12 protein-coding genes are annotated in these 17,898 nt (G+C 40.9%); 9 read left to right on the top strand and 3 right to left on the bottom strand.

The annotated features are described in order from the left end of the window. Positions 1 to 11 precede the first annotated feature (11 nt). The gene (gene ligA, locus FUA25_RS12200; RefSeq protein ID WP_147757195.1) at positions 12 to 2,015 is read left to right on the top strand and encodes an NAD-dependent DNA ligase LigA; all 2,004 of its coding nucleotides are present in this window, start codon (positions 12 to 14) and stop codon (positions 2,013 to 2,015) included. Positions 2,016 to 3,200: 1,185 nt separating this feature from the next. Continuing rightward, a complete protein-coding gene (locus tag FUA25_RS13285) occupies positions 3,201 to 4,589 on the top strand; it encodes a T9SS type A sorting domain-containing protein (protein WP_185146708.1) in 1,389 nt (462 codons plus the stop codon). A 62-nt stretch (positions 4,590 to 4,651) separates the two neighbouring features. Here the strand turns inward: FUA25_RS13285 and FUA25_RS12210 are convergent, their stop codons facing one another. Both FUA25_RS12210 and FUA25_RS12215 read right to left on the bottom strand, forming a co-directional pair. Continuing rightward, entirely contained in the window at positions 4,652 to 5,113 is a 462-nt protein-coding gene (locus tag FUA25_RS12210) for a hypothetical protein (protein WP_147757197.1), read from the bottom strand. Positions 5,114 to 5,170: 57 nt separating this feature from the next. Continuing rightward, the gene (locus tag FUA25_RS12215; protein WP_147757198.1) at positions 5,171 to 5,581 is read right to left on the bottom strand and encodes a hypothetical protein; all 411 of its coding nucleotides are present in this window, start codon (positions 5,579 to 5,581) and stop codon (positions 5,171 to 5,173) included. A 154-nt stretch (positions 5,582 to 5,735) separates the two neighbouring features. Here FUA25_RS12215 and FUA25_RS13505 point away from each other — a divergent pair, with 154 nt between their 5' ends. The 7 genes from FUA25_RS13505 to FUA25_RS12245 all read left to right on the top strand — a co-directional run bounded on the left by FUA25_RS13505 (position 5,736) and on the right by FUA25_RS12245 (position 14,794). Then, positions 5,736 to 6,029, top strand: coding sequence for a DUF6660 family protein (locus FUA25_RS13505; RefSeq protein WP_410493481.1), 294 nt, complete (start codon positions 5,736 to 5,738; stop codon positions 6,027 to 6,029). Between the two features lie 38 nt (positions 6,030 to 6,067). Further along, on the top strand, positions 6,068 to 8,038 hold the full coding sequence (locus tag FUA25_RS12220; protein ID WP_147757199.1) for a TonB-dependent receptor plug domain-containing protein: 1,971 nt from the start codon (positions 6,068 to 6,070) through the stop codon (positions 8,036 to 8,038). 15 nt (positions 8,039 to 8,053) lie between these two features. After that, positions 8,054 to 10,048, top strand: coding sequence for a heavy metal translocating P-type ATPase (locus FUA25_RS12225; RefSeq protein WP_147757200.1), 1,995 nt, complete (start codon positions 8,054 to 8,056; stop codon positions 10,046 to 10,048). Between the two features lie 11 nt (positions 10,049 to 10,059). After that, positions 10,060 to 10,395 carry a hypothetical protein gene (locus FUA25_RS12230; protein WP_147757201.1) on the top strand — a complete coding sequence of 112 codons (336 nt, stop codon included), beginning with the start codon at positions 10,060 to 10,062 and terminating at the stop codon, positions 10,393 to 10,395. Positions 10,396 to 10,461: 66 nt separating this feature from the next. Beyond that, a complete protein-coding gene (locus FUA25_RS12235) occupies positions 10,462 to 12,603 on the top strand; it encodes a S46 family peptidase (RefSeq protein WP_147757202.1) in 2,142 nt (713 codons plus the stop codon). Positions 12,604 to 12,719: 116 nt separating this feature from the next. After that, positions 12,720 to 13,721: a polysaccharide deacetylase family protein gene (locus FUA25_RS12240; protein WP_228411703.1), complete on the top strand. Its 1,002-nt coding sequence runs from the start codon at positions 12,720 to 12,722 to the stop codon at positions 13,719 to 13,721. Beyond that, positions 13,718 to 14,794: a GNAT family N-acetyltransferase gene (locus tag FUA25_RS12245; RefSeq protein ID WP_147757203.1), complete on the top strand. Its 1,077-nt coding sequence runs from the start codon at positions 13,718 to 13,720 to the stop codon at positions 14,792 to 14,794. Before FUA25_RS12240 ends, FUA25_RS12245 begins: the two co-directional genes overlap by 4 nt. 88 nt (positions 14,795 to 14,882) lie before the next feature. Here FUA25_RS12245 and FUA25_RS12250 read toward each other — a convergent pair whose 3' ends face one another. Continuing rightward, positions 14,883 to 17,798, bottom strand: coding sequence for a M16 family metallopeptidase (locus FUA25_RS12250; RefSeq protein ID WP_147757204.1), 2,916 nt, complete (start codon positions 17,796 to 17,798; stop codon positions 14,883 to 14,885). Positions 17,799 to 17,898 lie beyond the last annotated feature (100 nt).

Consider the following 17,898-nt stretch of genomic DNA (forward strand, 5'->3'; position numbering starts at 1 on the left):
ACTCCGCCGAAATGACTGATCCGATTCAGAAAAAAATAGAAGAACTGCGCAACGAACTTCACCAGCACAACTATAATTATTATACGCTCGACGAGCCCACCATTTCTGACTTTGAATTTGACCAGAAACTGAAAGAACTGGAGGAACTTGAAAAACAACATCCGGAATTTGCCAGCCCAAGTTCCCCAACTTTGCGGGTTGGCGGCGAAATCACAAAAAACTTCCCTACGGTAAGGCATCAGTTCAGAATGTATTCTCTGGACAATTCCTACGATTTCAATGATCTTGAAGACTGGGAAAAACGCGTTCAGAAAGCGGTTCAAGAGCCTGTGGAGTTTGTCGCTGAACTGAAATATGACGGCGCTTCGATTTCTATCTTGTATGAAAACGGGAAACTTAAAGAAGCGGTAACGCGAGGCGACGGTTTTCAGGGCGATGAAATCACGCCGAATGTGAAAACGGTTTCTGAAATTCCTTTGCAGCTTCATGGCGACTTTCCGGAGAAATTCTATGCGCGCGGAGAAATTTACCTGACGCGGAAAAATTTTGAAAGAATCAATAAAAGACGGGAAGAGGAAGGGTTGGATCTGTTCATGAATCCCAGAAATACTGCAAGCGGAAGTCTGAAAATTCAGGATTCTGCAGAAGTGAGCAGACGGAGGCTTTCCTCGGTTCTCTATCAGTTTATTTCCACGGAAACTCCGGCTGATACCCATTGGGAACTCCTTCAGAAAACAAAATCCTGGGGTTTCAGAATCTCGGAACAGATGAAACTCTGCAGAAATCTGGAGGAAGTAAAGGAATTCATCAGTTTTTGGGACACAGCACGTCATCAACTGGGTTTTGAAATTGACGGAATTGTGGTAAAAGTGAACAGCCTTTCGCAGCAGAGAACGCTTGGGTATACTGCAAAATCTCCGCGATGGGCGATGGCTTACAAGTTTAAGGCCGAAAAAGTGGAAACCGAACTGCAGAAAGTGACTTATCAGGTCGGAAGAACCGGCGCCATCACGCCGGTTGCAAATCTCAAACCTGTTTTACTTGCGGGAACGGTGGTAAAAAGGGCAAGTCTGCACAATGAAGACATCATCAAAAAACTCAATCTTCATGAACATGATTTTGTGTATGTAGAAAAAGGCGGCGAAATCATCCCGAAAATTGTTGCGGTAAATACGGAAAAAAGAAAAGCCGGAAGTTCAGCCATCCAATACATCAAAAACTGCCCGGAGTGCGGAACGGAACTGGTAAAAGTTGAAGACCAGGCCATTCACTTCTGCCCGAATGAACTCCACTGTCCGCCGCAGGTGGTGGGAAGAATGATTCATTATGTCTCGCGGAAAGCCCTGAATATCGAAAATCTCGGAAGTGAAACCATTGAACAGCTGTACCGCGAAAAACTCGTTGAAAATCCCGCAGATTTTTACACTTTAACAAAAGAACAGCTGCTTCCGCTGGAAAGGATGGCCGAGAAATCTGCGCGGAATATCATTGATGGCATTGAGAAATCTAAGGAAATACCGTTTGAAAAAGTGCTGTACGGAATTGGTATCAAGCATGTCGGAGAAACGGTTGCGAAAAAACTGGCAAAAAACTTCAACTCCATTGATGATTTAAAAAATGCGACTGTTGATGAACTGGTGCAGGTGGAAGACATCGGCGGCAAGATCGCTGAAAGCATTGTCGCTTTCTTTCAGAATCCTGAAAACATCCTTATGATTGAACGGCTGAAATCGTATGGCGTTCAGTTGGAACGAGGGGAAAACACGAATGAGCTCATCAGCGATATTCTGGACAGCAAAACTTTTCTTTTTACCGGAAAACTTTCCCTTTTCACTCGAGAAGAAGCAGAGGAAATGGTGGAAAAACACGGCGGCAAAAATATTTCTGCAGTTTCCAAAAATCTTAATTATCTGGTAGTTGGCGAAAAAGCCGGGAGCAAACTAAAAAAGGCGCAGGACATCGGAACGATTGTCATCCTCGATGAACAGGAGTTTCTGGACCTGATAAAAAAATAATCATTCGTGTTGAAATAATTTTATCTTTAGCGTAGAAAAATACAACGAATGAAAAAAATCTACCTGTTCTTTTTGATTCTGCTTTCTGCGGTTTCTTATGCGCAAATCGTGAACATTCCGGATGCGAATTTTAAGGCTAAGTTATTAAGTTCTACAACTTCTGGAAGTAATGCTTTTGCTACAAATTCTTCTGGAAACTATATAAAAATTGATAATAATAGCAACGGTGAAATTGAAGTTTCAGAAGCATTAAATGTAGTAAATTTAAATCTATCTGTATCGCTAACGTACGATTTAACTGGATTACAAAGTTTTTCTAATTTAGAATATGTTAAAATTTTTGGGGTTAAGGCTAATACTATTGATTTTAGTGGTATGAATCATTTATTACAAATCGATCTGCAAACAGGAAATTATGTTTCAGATATCAATATCGATAATTGCACAAATCTTGAAAATCTTAAAATTACCGGAACTAGTATAGCATCAATAACACTAGTTTCAAACTCACTCAAAAATTTGACTTTTTTTGGTGGCAATTTTTTTAATCAATTAAATATTTTAGGTTGTACAGCACTTCAAAATCTTTCTATTCAAGGTTCGCATTTGACTAGTCTAAATTTAGCAAATATGACAACTTTGAAAAATATAGATCTATTGAGTAATAACGTACTTTCCAATTTATCTTTGCAGGGGTGTACAAGTCTTTACTATATTAGATTAGGGGGAAGTGCTATTTCAAGTTTAAATTTAAGTAATTATCCACTACTATGGAGAGTAGAAATAAATACGAACAGCAGCATGCATACTCTAAATTTTTCCAATTGTCCAAGTTTAGAAAGAATTACTGCAACTTCAAATCCTAATTTGGTCAGTTTAGGATTGAATAATGTTCCAGAGGTATTAATAATGGATTTATTATATAATAAATTTTCAACATTAGATTTATCTGCAGTAGGAAAATTAAGTTACTTAAGGTGTTCGAACAATCTATTAACATCATTAGATCTTTCACAAAACCCACTTTTAACTCAATTGGAATGCCAATCCAATAATCTACAATATGTTAATCTTAAAAATGGTGCTCAAAATTTTCCTATGTTATCTATATCTAATAATCCTCAATTACAATTTATTTGCTGTGATTCAGAAGATACTTCAACTGTATATGCTTGGTTAGGTTCAATGGGTGCTAACATTAATGTCAATTCCTACTGCTCCTTCACGCCAGGAGGATCTTTCCATACCTTACAAGGCAATACAAAATACGACTTCAACAGTAATGGTTGCGATACGACTGACCCAGTAAAAGCTTTTCAAAAATTTACGATCACCAACGGAACTGTAACAGGAAGCATCATTGGAAATAACTCCGGGAACTATTCAATTCCTGTTCAGGCAGGCACGCACACCATCACACCCATTTTAGAAAACCCAACTTTTTGGTCAATATCCCCGAATGTACTAACAGTAAATTTTCCGACCCAAACAAGTCCGCTTACCCAAAACTTCTGCGTTACCGCAAACGGAAACCACAATGATCTGGAAGTGATGGTTATTCCTGTTACCCCCGCAGCTCCCGGTTTTAACGCCAAGTATAAAATATTGTTTAAGAATAAAGGTACCGCTACTCAATCCGGCAGTGTGGTCTTTAATTACAATGATAATTTAATGAATTTTTCAACCGCTACAGTTGCACCAGGTTCCCAGAGTACCGGAACACTGAACTGGAATTTTACCAATCTGCTGCCGTTTGAAACCAGAGAAATCACCTTAACATTTGCTTTGAATACCCCAACAGCAACTCCTCCGCTAAACGGGAATGATGTGCTGCATTTCACTTCCCAGATCAATGGTCTGACCGACGAGACGCCGCCTGACAATACTTTCGCCTTGAACCAAACGGTGGTCAATTCCTTTGATCCCAATGACAAAACCTGTCTGCAAGGAACGGCAATTACGCAAACCCAGGTTGGCGACTATGTTCATTATCTGATACGGTTCGAAAATACAGGAACTGCAAATGCGCAGAACATTGTGGTGAAAGATGAAATCGACCTTACAAAGTTTGACATAAATTCCATTGTAGCACTGAACGGAAGTCACAGCTTCGTTACCCGAATTACAAGCCCGAATGTCGTGGAATTTATTTTCGAGAACATTCAGCTTCCTTTCAATAATGCGACCAATGACGGATTTGTTGCCTTTAAGATCAAAACGAAATCTACGTTAAATACCGGAGACAGTTTCAGCAATCTGGCAAAAATTTACTTCGATTATAATGCACCGATTGTCACCAATACCTATACCACAACGGTACAGGCGCTCCTGGCCACTGCGGAAACAGCAACAGAAAATTTCAGCATCTATCCGAATCCTGTAAAGGACATGCTGTACTTCAAAACCAATGAAAAGATCGTTAAACTGGAAATCTTTGATGTCTCCGGAAGGATTATAAGTTCCATTGGAATAAAAGGAAATTCCGCAGATCTTTCGGGACTTGCAAAAGGGCATTATCTCATAAAAGCTTATACAAAAGACCGGATCATTGTGAAGAAACTGATTAAAGAATGACAATTAATTGTTAACATAGAAAAGGCTCCCAAATGGGAGCCTTTTCTATTTAATTTTCTGTTTTAAGAATTCATCACTTTCACAGCCAGCTCATAAACATTCCCGCGCATAAGGTACTTGATTCGTTCGCGGGTCGTAACGGTGTGCACTTCGCCATCTTTTTCAATGATAATCCGGTCACCGGTAGCAATATTCTGGTCTGCGAGCCAGTCTTCCGGCGCGACATCATTTTCCTTTTTCTTCATTTCTTCCAGAATATTTTCCGCCATTTCCTGGAAACCTTCGTCTGAAGAATAATAGACTTTATATTCAGGATCAAGACCTACTTTGAAAGGCCTTTTTTCAGCGATCAGATTTCCGTCGATGTTTGGCATCGGACTGTCGGCACCATTGGTAAAGCCAACCTCAATGAGTTCTCCCTGATGTTCTGCTGCATAATTTACAGCATCCTCATAAGTTTCGAAATTGGTAATAACGGTGTATTCATCATACCCATATTTCGTTAATCTTGTATTTTCTTCCATAATTTAATTTTTAAGGTAAATATAAAGCGGTTTACTGCCTGTTTATTATTTATTTGATTAATCTTGTTGTTTCCGAAGTTTCTCTTCTTGCAATTCATTCTCTTTGAGTTTGGCTGCAATTTTCTCCACTTTCAGGTTTTGACGCAAAAAAGCAAATAAACTCATATAGACATTGGCTATAAAAACCACCGCAAAAAAAGAAATCAGGTAGCCCCGCCAGTCTTCAAAAAGAAGTTTATATTGTGTAATGATCAAAAAAAGGGCAGTTACATAATGGCTGAAGCAATATTCACAAGTAAAAAGGTAAAAAAACTTCCTTTCTACCAACTTTTGGCATTCCTGCGATCTTTTCACGCAGTATTCGCGTGGTTCTTTAAAAATTTCTTCATGGGTGATGGTCCACGCAATACACGCAACCGGAATAGCCAGAATAAAAAGCCACAACAACTGTTCGTAAAGAGATTCCATGTTTTAGTTTTAGTTTTATTCTGACCTTCAAAAGTAGTGCCACGGGAAATGATTTATTCAGATCAATAGCGTTGAAGTTTATTGGTCGTAATTTGGAAACGTTTGATATTTAAAATTTCTGTAAGTTTGTGATGTGAAGATTTTTGGATTCATCATGGCGGTATTTTTCGCATTTTTAATTTCTGTTTCCTGCAGCGACGGTACTTTTATTGATGAAAACACCGCGTCGCACATTCAAAAACAGCATGACAGCCAACATTCCGAAAGCGATTTCTGTTCTCCCTTCTGCGGGTGCTCATGTTGCAGGGTACCTTACCGCACTGCCGAATTTGAGAAGTTTACTTTAGCTCCGCTTTTATCTCAGTATTTTTCACAATTCTCAAACCCTGATTCCAAAATTCGTTATGAAGTTGGGAATGTGGTTTGGCAGCCTCCAAAATTTTGTTAAGCTCTTTTCTTTAAAAAAGTTTAACAAATAAAATTTCAATGAAAAATATATTATTTTCAGTATTATTTTTAATGCTGTATCCTTCTGTTTATGCCCAAACCGACACTTTAAAATCACCCTCCACTGAAGAGATTGAAGAAGTCATCTTAAAATCAACCAGAACCAGCCGTACCATTGCCAATACCCCCACCCGTATCGAAACGATAGCGTTGGAAGAAATTGACGAAAAATCCAACATGAGACCTTCAAACGTTGCAATGATCCTTCATGAAAGCACTGGAATCGCTGTACAGCAAACTTCGGCGACATCAGGAAATTCCAGCATCAGGATTCAGGGGCTGGATGGAAGATATACCCAGCTTCTGAAAGACGGTTTTCCGAGTTTCGGCAACTTCGCCAATGGTTTAAGCATTCTGGAAATTCCACCTTTGGATTTAAATCAGGTCGAAATCATTAAAGGGCCGTCTTCCACGCTTTATGGAGCAGGCGCCATCGCCGGCGTCATTAATTTCATCTCCAGAGAGCCGAAAGAAAGGCAGAATCTGGACATCATCACCAATTACGCCAATACCGGACTTCTGAATCTTGGAGTTTTCACTTCGAGGAAATACGGAAAATTCGGATACACTTTTACAGGATTATTCAATTCCCAAAAAGAATTTGATGTAGATCATGATGATTTTTCCGAGCTTCCGCGATCCCGGGAATTCACACTCAATCCTAAAATATTTCTTTATCTGTCTGAAAATTCGGAAATAATCCTGGGAAATGCGTTTACAACAGGGAACCGTACCGGTGGAGACATGCAGGCAATTACCGGAAATACCGATGGATTTCACCAATATTTTGAAAAAAATTCCTCCATCAGAAATACCACAACGTTGGAATTCGAGCACCGTTTCAAAGAGGATTCCAAAATCAATCTGAGAACTGCACTCAATATATTCGACAGATCCATTCAGATTCCGGATTACACTTTCCAGGGAACCAGCAGGAATTTTTATTCGGACTTTTCATGGAACCGGGGTTTTACAAATCAGAATTTGGTACTCGGCGCAAACTATATCAATGACCATTTTAAAGACCGTACTGCGCAGGTCGTTGCTGATCTGACCTTCCGCACCGAAACGTCAGGTGCTTACGTGCAGCACACCTGGGACATTTCCGAAAACTTTAAAATTGAGAATGGTCTCCGTGCCGATTTTGTAAATTACGGCAACGTTCTTTTTGTGAAGAAAGAAAGTTTCCTGCTCCCAAAAACGTCCCTGCTTTATAGATTTAACACCAAATGGAGCACCAGAATTGGCGGCGGCTTTGGATATAAAACGCCCACTTCCTTCACCGAACAGACGGATACTTTTCATTTCCAAAATTTAAAGGCACTGCAGAATATAAGTTCTGAAAAAAGTACAGGAGCGACCGCGGATGTAAATTTTAAAACGAAAATCGGCGAAAACCTGGATTTCAGCATCAACCAGATGTTTTTTTATACCCAACTTAAAAATTCTCTTGTTTTGGACGCTGACCATGCCGGAAATCCATTCCTGACCAATACCGGGGAAGATGTTTTCAGCAAAGGTTTTGAAACCAATATTAAACTCATTTATAAAGATTTTATCAAATTTTTTGGAGGGTATACCTACACCGACACAAAGGCAGATTATCTTCCAGATACCCAGAAAATACCTTTGGTTCCCGCCAACCGCATTAATTTGGCATTGGTGGCAGAAAAGGAAGGGAAATTCAAAACAGGATTCGAAGCCTATTTCACCGATCAACAATATTTATACGACCGCAGTTTAACGCAGCCCTACTGGGAACTTGGATTTATGGCAGAGAAATATTTCGGAAAATTCTCGGTGTTTATTAATTTTGAAAACTTCACCGATACCAGACAAAGCCGGTATAAACCGGTCGTTTCCGGAAGCCATGCCGAACCGGTATTTGATGAAATCTGGACCCATACAGAAGGCAGAACCTTTAATGGTGGTATTAAATATAAATTTTAAATCAAACAACCCATTATGTCTAAAGAATGTTGTTCCACAGAGGACAAACCCATAAAAATTCACGGAAAATCCGACAAAGACCACGAAACCAACGGTCATGACCACGATCATTCTCATGAAAACGACGGAAAATCTCCTTTAAAGATGTTTCTACCAGCGCTATTTTCATTAATTCTGCTGCTCACTGGCATCTTACTGGATTATGTGCTGAAACCTGAATGGTTTACCGGATGGCTTCGGCTCGCACTTTATATTTCGGCATTTCTTCCTGTAGGTTTACCGGTGATGAAGGAAGCATTTTCGAGCATCAGAAATGGAGATTTCTTTTCAGAATTCCTGCTGATGACCATTGCAACAGTCGGTGCTTTTGCCATTGGCGAATACCCGGAAGGAGTTGCGGTGATGCTTTTTTATTCCGTTGGTGAAGTATTCCAGATGATGGCTGTGCAGAAGGCCAAACGCAATATTGGCATCCTGCTGGATCAGCGTCCGGATGAAGTTACGGTGATGGAAAATAACATTCCTAAAATAATTAAAGCAGAAAGTGCGGAAATCGGGCAGCTCATTCAGTTAAAACCGGGCGAAAAACTGGCGCTCGACGGTAAACTGCTTTCGGAAACCGCCTCTTTCAACACTTCTGCCTTAACCGGCGAAAGTAAACCGAGTACGAAGAAAAAAGACGACACCGTTTTGGCGGGCATGATCAACCTCAACACGGTTTCTTTAGTGAAAATCAATACCGCTTACCGGGATTCTAAACTGTCTAAAATCCTGGAGATGGTTCAGAATGCCACCTCTCAAAAGGCGAAAACCGAGCTTTTTATCCGGAAATTTGCAAAAATTTACACCCCTATCGTCGTTTTTCTTGCGATTGGGATTTGTCTCCTTCCCTACTTTTTTGTTCAGGATTACGAATTCAGGGATTGGCTTTACCGTGCTTTGGTTTTTCTGGTGATTTCGTGTCCGTGCGCGTTGGTGATTTCCATTCCGCTCGGATATTTTGGCGGAATCGGAGCAGGAAGCAGGAATGGCATTTTGTTTAAAGGCAGCAATTTTATCGATGTTCTGGCCAGTATCAATCATGTAGTGATGGATAAAACCGGAACCATGACGGAAGGCGTCTTTAAAGTCCAGAAGGTTTTTATCGAAAAAGATTTTAATAAAGAAGAAATTCTGCAGTATTTGAATATTCTGGAAAGCAAATCCACCCACCCGATCGCCACTGCTGTTCATGAATTTGTCGGCGAGGTCAAGCATTCCATTTTATTGGAAAATGTGGAAGATATTGCCGGTTACGGCCTGAAAGGAACGGTCGACGGCAAAGAATTTCTGGCCGGCAACTTCAAGCTCCTGGAAAAATTCGGAATTCAGCATCACATCAGCCATCATACCGTTTCTGATACATTGATTGCAGTGGCACTCGACAAAAGATTTGCAGGTTATCTCACGATCTCAGATCAGATTAAAGAGGATGCGGCTTCCACCGTTTTATCACTTCAAAAATTAGGAATCAAAACCACAATGCTGAGCGGCGACAAATCTGCTGTGGTGCAGGAAGTGGCAAAAACAATCGGAATTACCGATGCTTTCGGCGATCTTTTGCCCGAAGACAAGGTGAATAAGGTAAAGGAGATAAAATCGGGGAACGGAACCGTTGCTTTTGTGGGCGACGGTGTGAATGATGCTCCCGTGGTTGCTTTAAGTGATGTGGGAATTGCGATGGGCGGCCTGGGCAGCGATGCTACTATTGAAACCGCAGATGTCGTGATTCAGGACGACAGACCTTCGAAAATCCCTATGGCGATTAAAATCGGAAAGGAAACGAAAAAAATTGTGTGGCAGAATATCATTCTGGCTTTCGGGGTGAAGGCCGTTGTCTTAATTTTAGGTGCAGGCGGTTTGGCAACGATGTGGGAAGCGGTTTTCGCGGATGTCGGCGTCGCGCTTCTGGCCATTCTGAACGCCATAAGAATCCAGCATATGGACTTTTCAAAGAAATTAAATAATTAAATTATTCAATCATGTCTCAGGAAGAACAGTACTTTTCAGAACTTGCAGAACAGATTCCGAATGCCAGGCCAGGAAAAATGTTTGGTGCCTTATGCATTAAAATGCCAAACGGAAAGGCAGGCGCAATGTTCTGGCGCGATCTTTTGGTCGTAAAAATTTCCGGAGAAACCCTGGAAGAAGCCTTGAAACTCTCCGGCGTCAGCGTTTTTACGCCGGCAGAAGGAAGACCCATGGGCGGTTGGTACGTGATTCCTTTTGAACATCAGCAGGAATGGAAAAAACTGATGGAAATTTCATGCGCTGCGGCCGAAAAACTCGAAAAGAACGAAAAGAAACCAAAAAAATAAGGTATCCATACAAGGATGAGGCTTTTCATTTCCGCAAAATTCCTTATTTTTAGACAAATTTTTAAAATGAACAGAAGAAATATATTGCTTTCGGCAATCCTTTTTCCGGCGGTGATGGCTTTCGGGCAACAGTACGGCGGAATGTGGATTCCTACGGAGCTCAATGAAAAGGAAATGAAAGATCTCGGAATGAAAATTTCCGCAAAACAGATTTTTGATCCTTCAAAACCGAGTATTAAAGATGCGGTCGTTCAGTTCGACGGTGGCTGTACGGCAGAAATCATTTCAGCACAGGGATTGTTGCTCACGAATCACCACTGTGGTTATGACAACATTCAGAGCCATTCTACTGTTGAAAATGACCTGCTCACAAACGGTTTCTGGGCAAAAGACATGAACGGCGAACTTCCGAACCCGGGGGTTACGGTTGATTTCATCGCTGACATCAAAGAAGTAACTGCTGCAGTTTTGGAAGGAACTCAAAATCTTGATGCTAAAGCTTCACAGGAACTTATCAACAAAAATATTGAAACGGTAAAAGCCGGTTTTAAACTGGAATCCTGGCAAAAAGCAGTGGTACGTCCGGTTTATTATGGCAATAAGTATTACGCTTACATCATTGAAACGTATAAAGACATCCGTTTGGTTGGCGCACCGCCGCAAAGCATCGGAAAATTCGGGTCAGATACCGACAACTGGGTTTGGCCGCGACACACCGGCGATTTCTCCATGTTCAGGATTTATGCCGACAAAAACAACAAACCCGCAGAATATTCCAAAGACAATATCCCGTACAAACCGAAATATTTCCTTCCCGTTTCCATTAAAGACAAACAGGAGAACGATTTCACGTTTGTATTCGGATTCCCGGGAAGAACAACGGAATATTTACCCGCCATCGCAGTAGAAAAAGTGATGAATGAGACCGATCCGGCGATGATTTCGGTTCGTGAAGTGGCTTTAAAAACTTTGGATGAAAAAATGCGTACCGATGCCGCCACCAGAATCAAATACGCTTCAAAATACGCTTCCGTAGCCAATTACTGGAAAAAATGGATCGGCGAAGTGGAAGGTCTGAAAAAATCGGACGCGGTCGGAAAAAAGAAACAATACGAACAGTCTCTGATTGCAAAAAATGCACAGATCAAACCGACGATTGATGAACTTAACCGCCTTTACACCGAACAGTCACCCTATGCGCTGAACCGTTCCTATTATTCGGAAGTGGTGAGAAACGCAGAAACATTAACGCTGGCCAACCAATATCTGAGTTTCATGCAGGCTTATGAAGCCGGTAAAATAGATGAAAAAGCCACTACTGCTTTCAAGGAACGTCTGTCCGGATTTTACAAAGATTACAGCGGCGAACTCGACGCGAAAGTAACGGCAAAACTGCTTGCACTTTATGCCAATAAAACGCCACTGCAGTTCCAGCCGGCAAATTTCAGTCAGTATAAAGATGAAGCCAAAAATCTGGCAACTGTAGAAAGCTGGTCTAAAAATTCCGTGATTACCGGTCGGCATGCCTTAAACGGTGCGACTGTTCATACTGACATCAATAAGGTTTTTTCAAATCCTGCGGAACTGATCAAAACGTTGAAAAACGATCCGATCATTCAGCTGGCTTCTTCCATGAGAGAAACGTACTTTTCTTCTACCGATGGAAAATTCGCCGCGTTGCAAAGCCAGATCGATGTGCTTCAGAAAAAATTCATGGCGCAGCAAATGGAAACTGACAAAGACCGCAAGTTTTTCCCGGATGCCAATTCTACGCTTCGTGTGACTTACGGGCAGGTGAAAGGCTCAAACCCGAGAGATGCGGTTTATTACGGTTATCAGACCCATGTTGCCGGAATTATGGAAAAATATGTTCCGGGAGATTATGAATTTGATGTTCCCAAAAAACTGATCAATCTGTACAATACCAAGGATTATGGCATTTATAAAGATAAAACGGGAGATGTACCGGTAAATTTCACCGCGACCAACCACACGACCGGCGGAAATTCCGGAAGTCCGGCGCTGGATGCATACGGAAACCTCATCGGCCTGAATTTCGACCGGCAGTGGGAAGGAACGATGAGCGACATCAATTACGATCCGCGTTTTTCCCGAAATATCATGGTGGATACAAAATACATCCTTTTCATCATCGATAAATATGCCGATGCAAAATGGCTGATCAATGAAATGAAGATTGTAAAATAATTATTTACAAATCAAAAAAATGAATCCCGTGAATTTTCACGGGATTTTTGCTTATTTTTGAGTGATGTTTTGAGAATTGATGGTATTGAAATCGGTCAAAAATCATTAATTGCGAAATGGGGATCAAAGAAAAAATAATCAGCCTAGGCTCGAAATTTCAGACGGACGATATTGCAAAATCTTATCCTCTGGATTACTGCATTCCTGTTTATCACGCGGTTTCAGATGGGCCTCTGCCCCATCTTCGAAACATCATCCAGTACAAAACGCAAAAAGAATTTGAAAAAGACCTGGATATTCTTTCCCGCAATTTCCAGTTCGTGAGTTGGGATGAATTCAAGGATTTCCACAACGGATATTTCAAACCTAAAAAAAAAATAGCGCTTCTCACCTTCGATGACGGTTTGGTGGAATTTCACGATGTGGTGGTTCCCATTTTGGAACGGAAAGGCATTTATGCCGTTAATTTCATTAACCCTGCATTTATCGGTAATCAGGATTTAATGTTCCGCTGCAAGGCAAGTCTGCTGATTGAAAGAGTCGCACAGATGGATAAAAACACACTTACTACTATTCCCGGAATCGAACTGACTCATGACATCAAAAAACTGCTGATTTCGAAGATTCAGGCATTTACTTATGACGACCGGTTTATTTTAGACCGAATCGCATCTCATTTTAAATTCAGTTTCACAGATTTTCTGATCGATTACAGACCCTATATGACTTTGGATCAGCTGCACTCAGTGGTAAGCAAAGGTTTCGGAATTTCCAACCATGGGTTTGATCATCCTCTTTACAACACACTGGAACCCGCTGAACAGATTCAGAATACGGTGGCCGGACACGAATTTCTTACAAAACATTTCAATGTTGAAAGTTTCGCTTTTCCGTTTACCGATTACGGGGTCAAAAAGGAATTTTTTGATGAGATTTATAAAAAAGAGGATCTGTTTTGTACTTTCGGAAGTGCCGGATTAAAACTCGACAGTGTTAAAAAAAATCTGCAGAGAATTCCTATGGAAAATGGCAAAGACGCTGCCCAGATCCTGAAGGAGGAAATTGCTTACTTTAAACTGAAAAAATTGCTCAACAAAAATACCATTCACCGCAAATGATTATTCTGAAATGCCTTAACAAAAAGGATCTGGAACAGTTTATCCATTCCGGTGAATATGAATCCTTTGATTTTTTGCCCATTACCAAACACCGCGCCTTATCGCAGATCCAAAATCCCAAAGCGGATGAAGATGATGTGCTGCTCTCTCTCGCCTTCGAAAACGGAAAATTGGCCGGCTATCTCGGTTCATTGCCCGACCTGCTTACGGTTGATTCAATGCCTGTTAAATATGCATGGTTAAGCACCGTATATGTAAACGAAAATTTTCGCGGTAAGAAAATTGCACAGCAACTCCTGCAGAAGGTTTTTGAAAGGTACAATGGAAAAATCGCCATGACAGAGTTTACAAAGGAAGCTGAAAACCTGTATATGAAAACCGGAAAAGTTGAATATATCACGTCAAAAAAAGGACAGCGCTTCTATTTCAGAACCGATTTCGAAACGCTCATTCCGAGGAAGAAAACCGGTCTCTCAAAATTGAAGCCGATTTTTAAAACAGTTGACTTACTTGCGAACAGTTTGGTTTCAGCTAAAAGGCAACTGGAAAAATCAAAATCTCTTCATTTTGAAATTAAGGATGATGTGGATGAAGAGAGTGAAAGATTTATCAGCCATTTTCCTTCAACCCGAACGGCAGCAGAACTGAACCTCATCATCAGAAATCCATGGATTTTAGAAGGCCGGGAAACGCTGAAAAAATATCTGTTTTCAAGTTATTCCAAAGATTTTAAATATTTCTGGGTGAAGATCTATGATGATTCCGGTCATCTTTCTGATGGTGCATTACTGCAGATGCGTGACGGACATTTAAAGATTCCCTATCTGTTCAGTAAGGGCGACCTGGAAGATTTTGTGAACTTTCTTAAAAATTTCATTATTGAAAAAAAGATCAAAACCCTGATTTCCTATCATACACATTTAAATGAACAACTGATTTCCGGAAAATTTCCAAAACTGTATCATAAAAATGCAGAAAGAAAATATCTGTACCATAAGGATCTGTTAAAGGTTCTGCCCGAAAATTTCGACCCTCACTATCAGGACGGTGATGGTGATCCGGTGTTTACATAAAAAAATCTACGGAGTGTATTTCCGTAGATTTTTTATTTTTCCCTTCTGGAATCCGACCTTTCTTTATAGATTCAGGCGGATTAATGTTTTAGTATCCAAAAATCTCTTCAAGGCTCACTTCCTGCAATGTTCCCATTTTGGACATCGCGTTCATATCAAGATTTTCTTTTTTCCCGATAATTGCGGTGTTGTATTTCAACGGTTTCATCTCGGCATTGTAAAAGTCGGTTACATCTGCCAAAGTAAGTTTCTGGATTTCCGAATAAATATCTTTTCTGATATCATAGTCGATTCCCAGTTTTTTAAGATTCAGCTGGTTGAAGAAGATATTGGTCCTGTTGATTCTTCCGGAAGCGATTTGCTTCAGGGCTGCGTTTTTCGCGTTCTCGAACTGCGCCGGAACCTGTGGCAGATTGGCCATCAGTTCATCCATTGCATTTACCGCCTGCGGCAGTTTGTTTGCCTGTGTTCCGATATAAGTCGTGATATAATCCGGATGGTTCAGCTCACTGTTGTTCGCATAAGAAACATACGCAGAATACGCCAGACTCTTGCTCTCCCGAATTTCCTGGAAAACGATAGATGACAGTCCGCGCCCGAAATATTCGTTAAAGACGTTGATTTTTCCGAAATTTTTCAGGTTGACATTCCGGCCTTTCGCAATCTTGCTCATCTCCGTCTGCACCATATCATAATTCGTGAAATACACCTTTCCTTCAGTTGCCGGTTCGGGATAGATTTTTTTCGCCGGAACTTTCACGGTTTCGTTTTCTACAAAAGTTTTAGCATAGTTCTTAAATGCGCCGAAATCATTTCCGTAAAAGAAGATTTCATACGGCATTTTGAGCAGATCCTGAATCTTTTTGGTCATTTCTTCAGACCTGATAGCGTTGAGCCTTGCTTCCGATACCACGTCTGTAAATCTGGAAACTTTTCCGTACTTCGCATAATTCGTGAGTGCACTCATGATTCTGGCCTTGTCTTTTTTGGCAATATCGCGGCTTTCCAGAATGGTTTTCACATTTTCCTGATACACTTTCTGATCCGGTTTTGCGTTCTGCATCCAATTTTTCAAAAGTTGGATTCCTTCGGGCATATTTTCTTCAAGCCCGCTCAGCGAAACAATCAGCTGATCAGGTGTAGTCCTGAAATCATTAGAGATTCCCAGTTTGAAGAATTCTTTCTTCAGGTCTTCTGCAGAAAGTTTGTCGGTCCCTAAATACTGCAAAACCTGCGTCGCAAGGCTCAGTTCTTTGTCATGGTCTCCTCCGAAAGGATAAATGAAGTACACCTGAGCCACATCGTTGTATTTGTTTTCCACAAAACTTGCTTTCTTGCCCTCAATTTTGTCGGTTTTGATGGCTTTGGAAAAATCGATGAATTCCGGTTTGATTTCTGAAGATTTTTCGCTCAGAATTTCTTTCAGAAAACCTGACTGTGCATCTTTGTTCAGTTTAATCGGTGTAATTCCGGGATTTTCTACGCGGACAAGCTTATCGTTTGTGCCTTTTTCTTTCTTAATGACCACATAATTATCCTTGAAGAACTCATTCGCAAATTTTACCACATCGGCTTTCGTGATTTTTTCGTACTCATTGATCTCATTCAGTTCCTGTTCCCAGTCCTGTTTGTTGATGTAAGTTCCGTAAAGGGTTGTCGCGAGTCCGTCAGCAGTTTCAAAGCCTTTCATTCTCTGGATTTTCATATCATTGATGATCGCAGGGATCAGCCACTCCTGAAACTGACCTTTCTTTACGAGCTCCAGCTGATCCAACATTAGTTTTTTGGCCTCGTCTAAGCTTTGGTCGTTTTTCGGGACAATCATCATCGAAAATGTTCCGTAGGTTTTAAAAGGCGACGCATAAGCCATCGCTCTCAATGCTTTCTGGCTTTGGTTGATATTCAGATCAATAAGTCCTGATTCACCGGAATTTGTCAAAATATTCGCCACGATATCCGCCATTCGGGCTTCTTTCGTTCCGTAAGAATCGGTTCTCCAGGCCAGTTGCAGACGCGGAGCGGAAGGACTTTTCACAGTTCTTTCCACCACTTTGGTCATGGGTTCTTCCGAAACCATTTTTTTCATCGGCAGTTCCTTGAATTTGAAACTTCCGAAATACTGATCCACGAGTTTAATCGTTTTATCGAAATCAAGATCTCCCACCAAAACCATGGCGTAATTGTTCGGCACATAATACGTATCAAAATATCTGTGAATCGCTACCATGGAAGGGTTTTTCAGGTGCTCCGATTTTCCGATCGTGGTTTGCTGACCGTTGGGATGTTTCGGAAAAAGCGCGTCCATCAGTTCATAGTTCACGAGACGTGAATCGTTGTCCTGCGCACGGTTGTATTCCTCGTACACCGCTTCCAGTTCGGTATGGAAAAGTCTTAAAACCAGTTCAGAAAATCTTTCTTTCTCTACTTTAAGCCATTTTTCAAGCTCGTTGTTCGGAATGTTGTTTTTGTACACCGTCTCGTCGAGCCAGGTATGCGCATTTGTTCCAGAAGCACCGAGTGATGAAATCGCTTTGTCATATTCATTCGCAATGGCAAATTTGCTGGCTTCCTGAGAAACCTCGTCGATTTTTTTATAGAGCTGTTTCTTTTTTTCCGGATCCTGCTCAGCTTTGTGCTGTTCGTACAGATCAGAAATCTGGCTGATCAATTTCTGTTCCTCAGGCCAGTTTGAAGAGGCCAGTTTCGAGGTGCCTTTGAACATCATGTGTTCAAGGTAATGCGCCAAACCGGTATTGTCGGACGGATCGTTGTTGCTCCCTGTTCTTACAGGAATGTAAGTCTGTATTTTCGGTGCGTCGAAGTTCTGGGCAAGGTAAACTTTCAGTCCGTTTTTTAAGGTATAGACTCTGACCCCATTTTTATCGTTTGTTACCGTTTCGTAAGTGTATCCGGCTTTATCTGTGATTTTCTTCGTCTCGAATTTCTGTGCGTTCGTCATCGTAAGCGCTCCCATTATTGTTAAAGTGGTTAGGATTTTTTTCATTAAAAATTATTTAAGGATAAATATAGAAGTATTTTTAATTATTACATAAGTGTTGATTCTTAAACGTTTACTCTCGTCCAAGGAAGGCAATATTCCAATC

The organism is Chryseobacterium sp., assembly GCF_008014695.1.
Taxonomy (GTDB): Bacteria; Bacteroidota; Bacteroidia; order Flavobacteriales; family Weeksellaceae; genus Kaistella.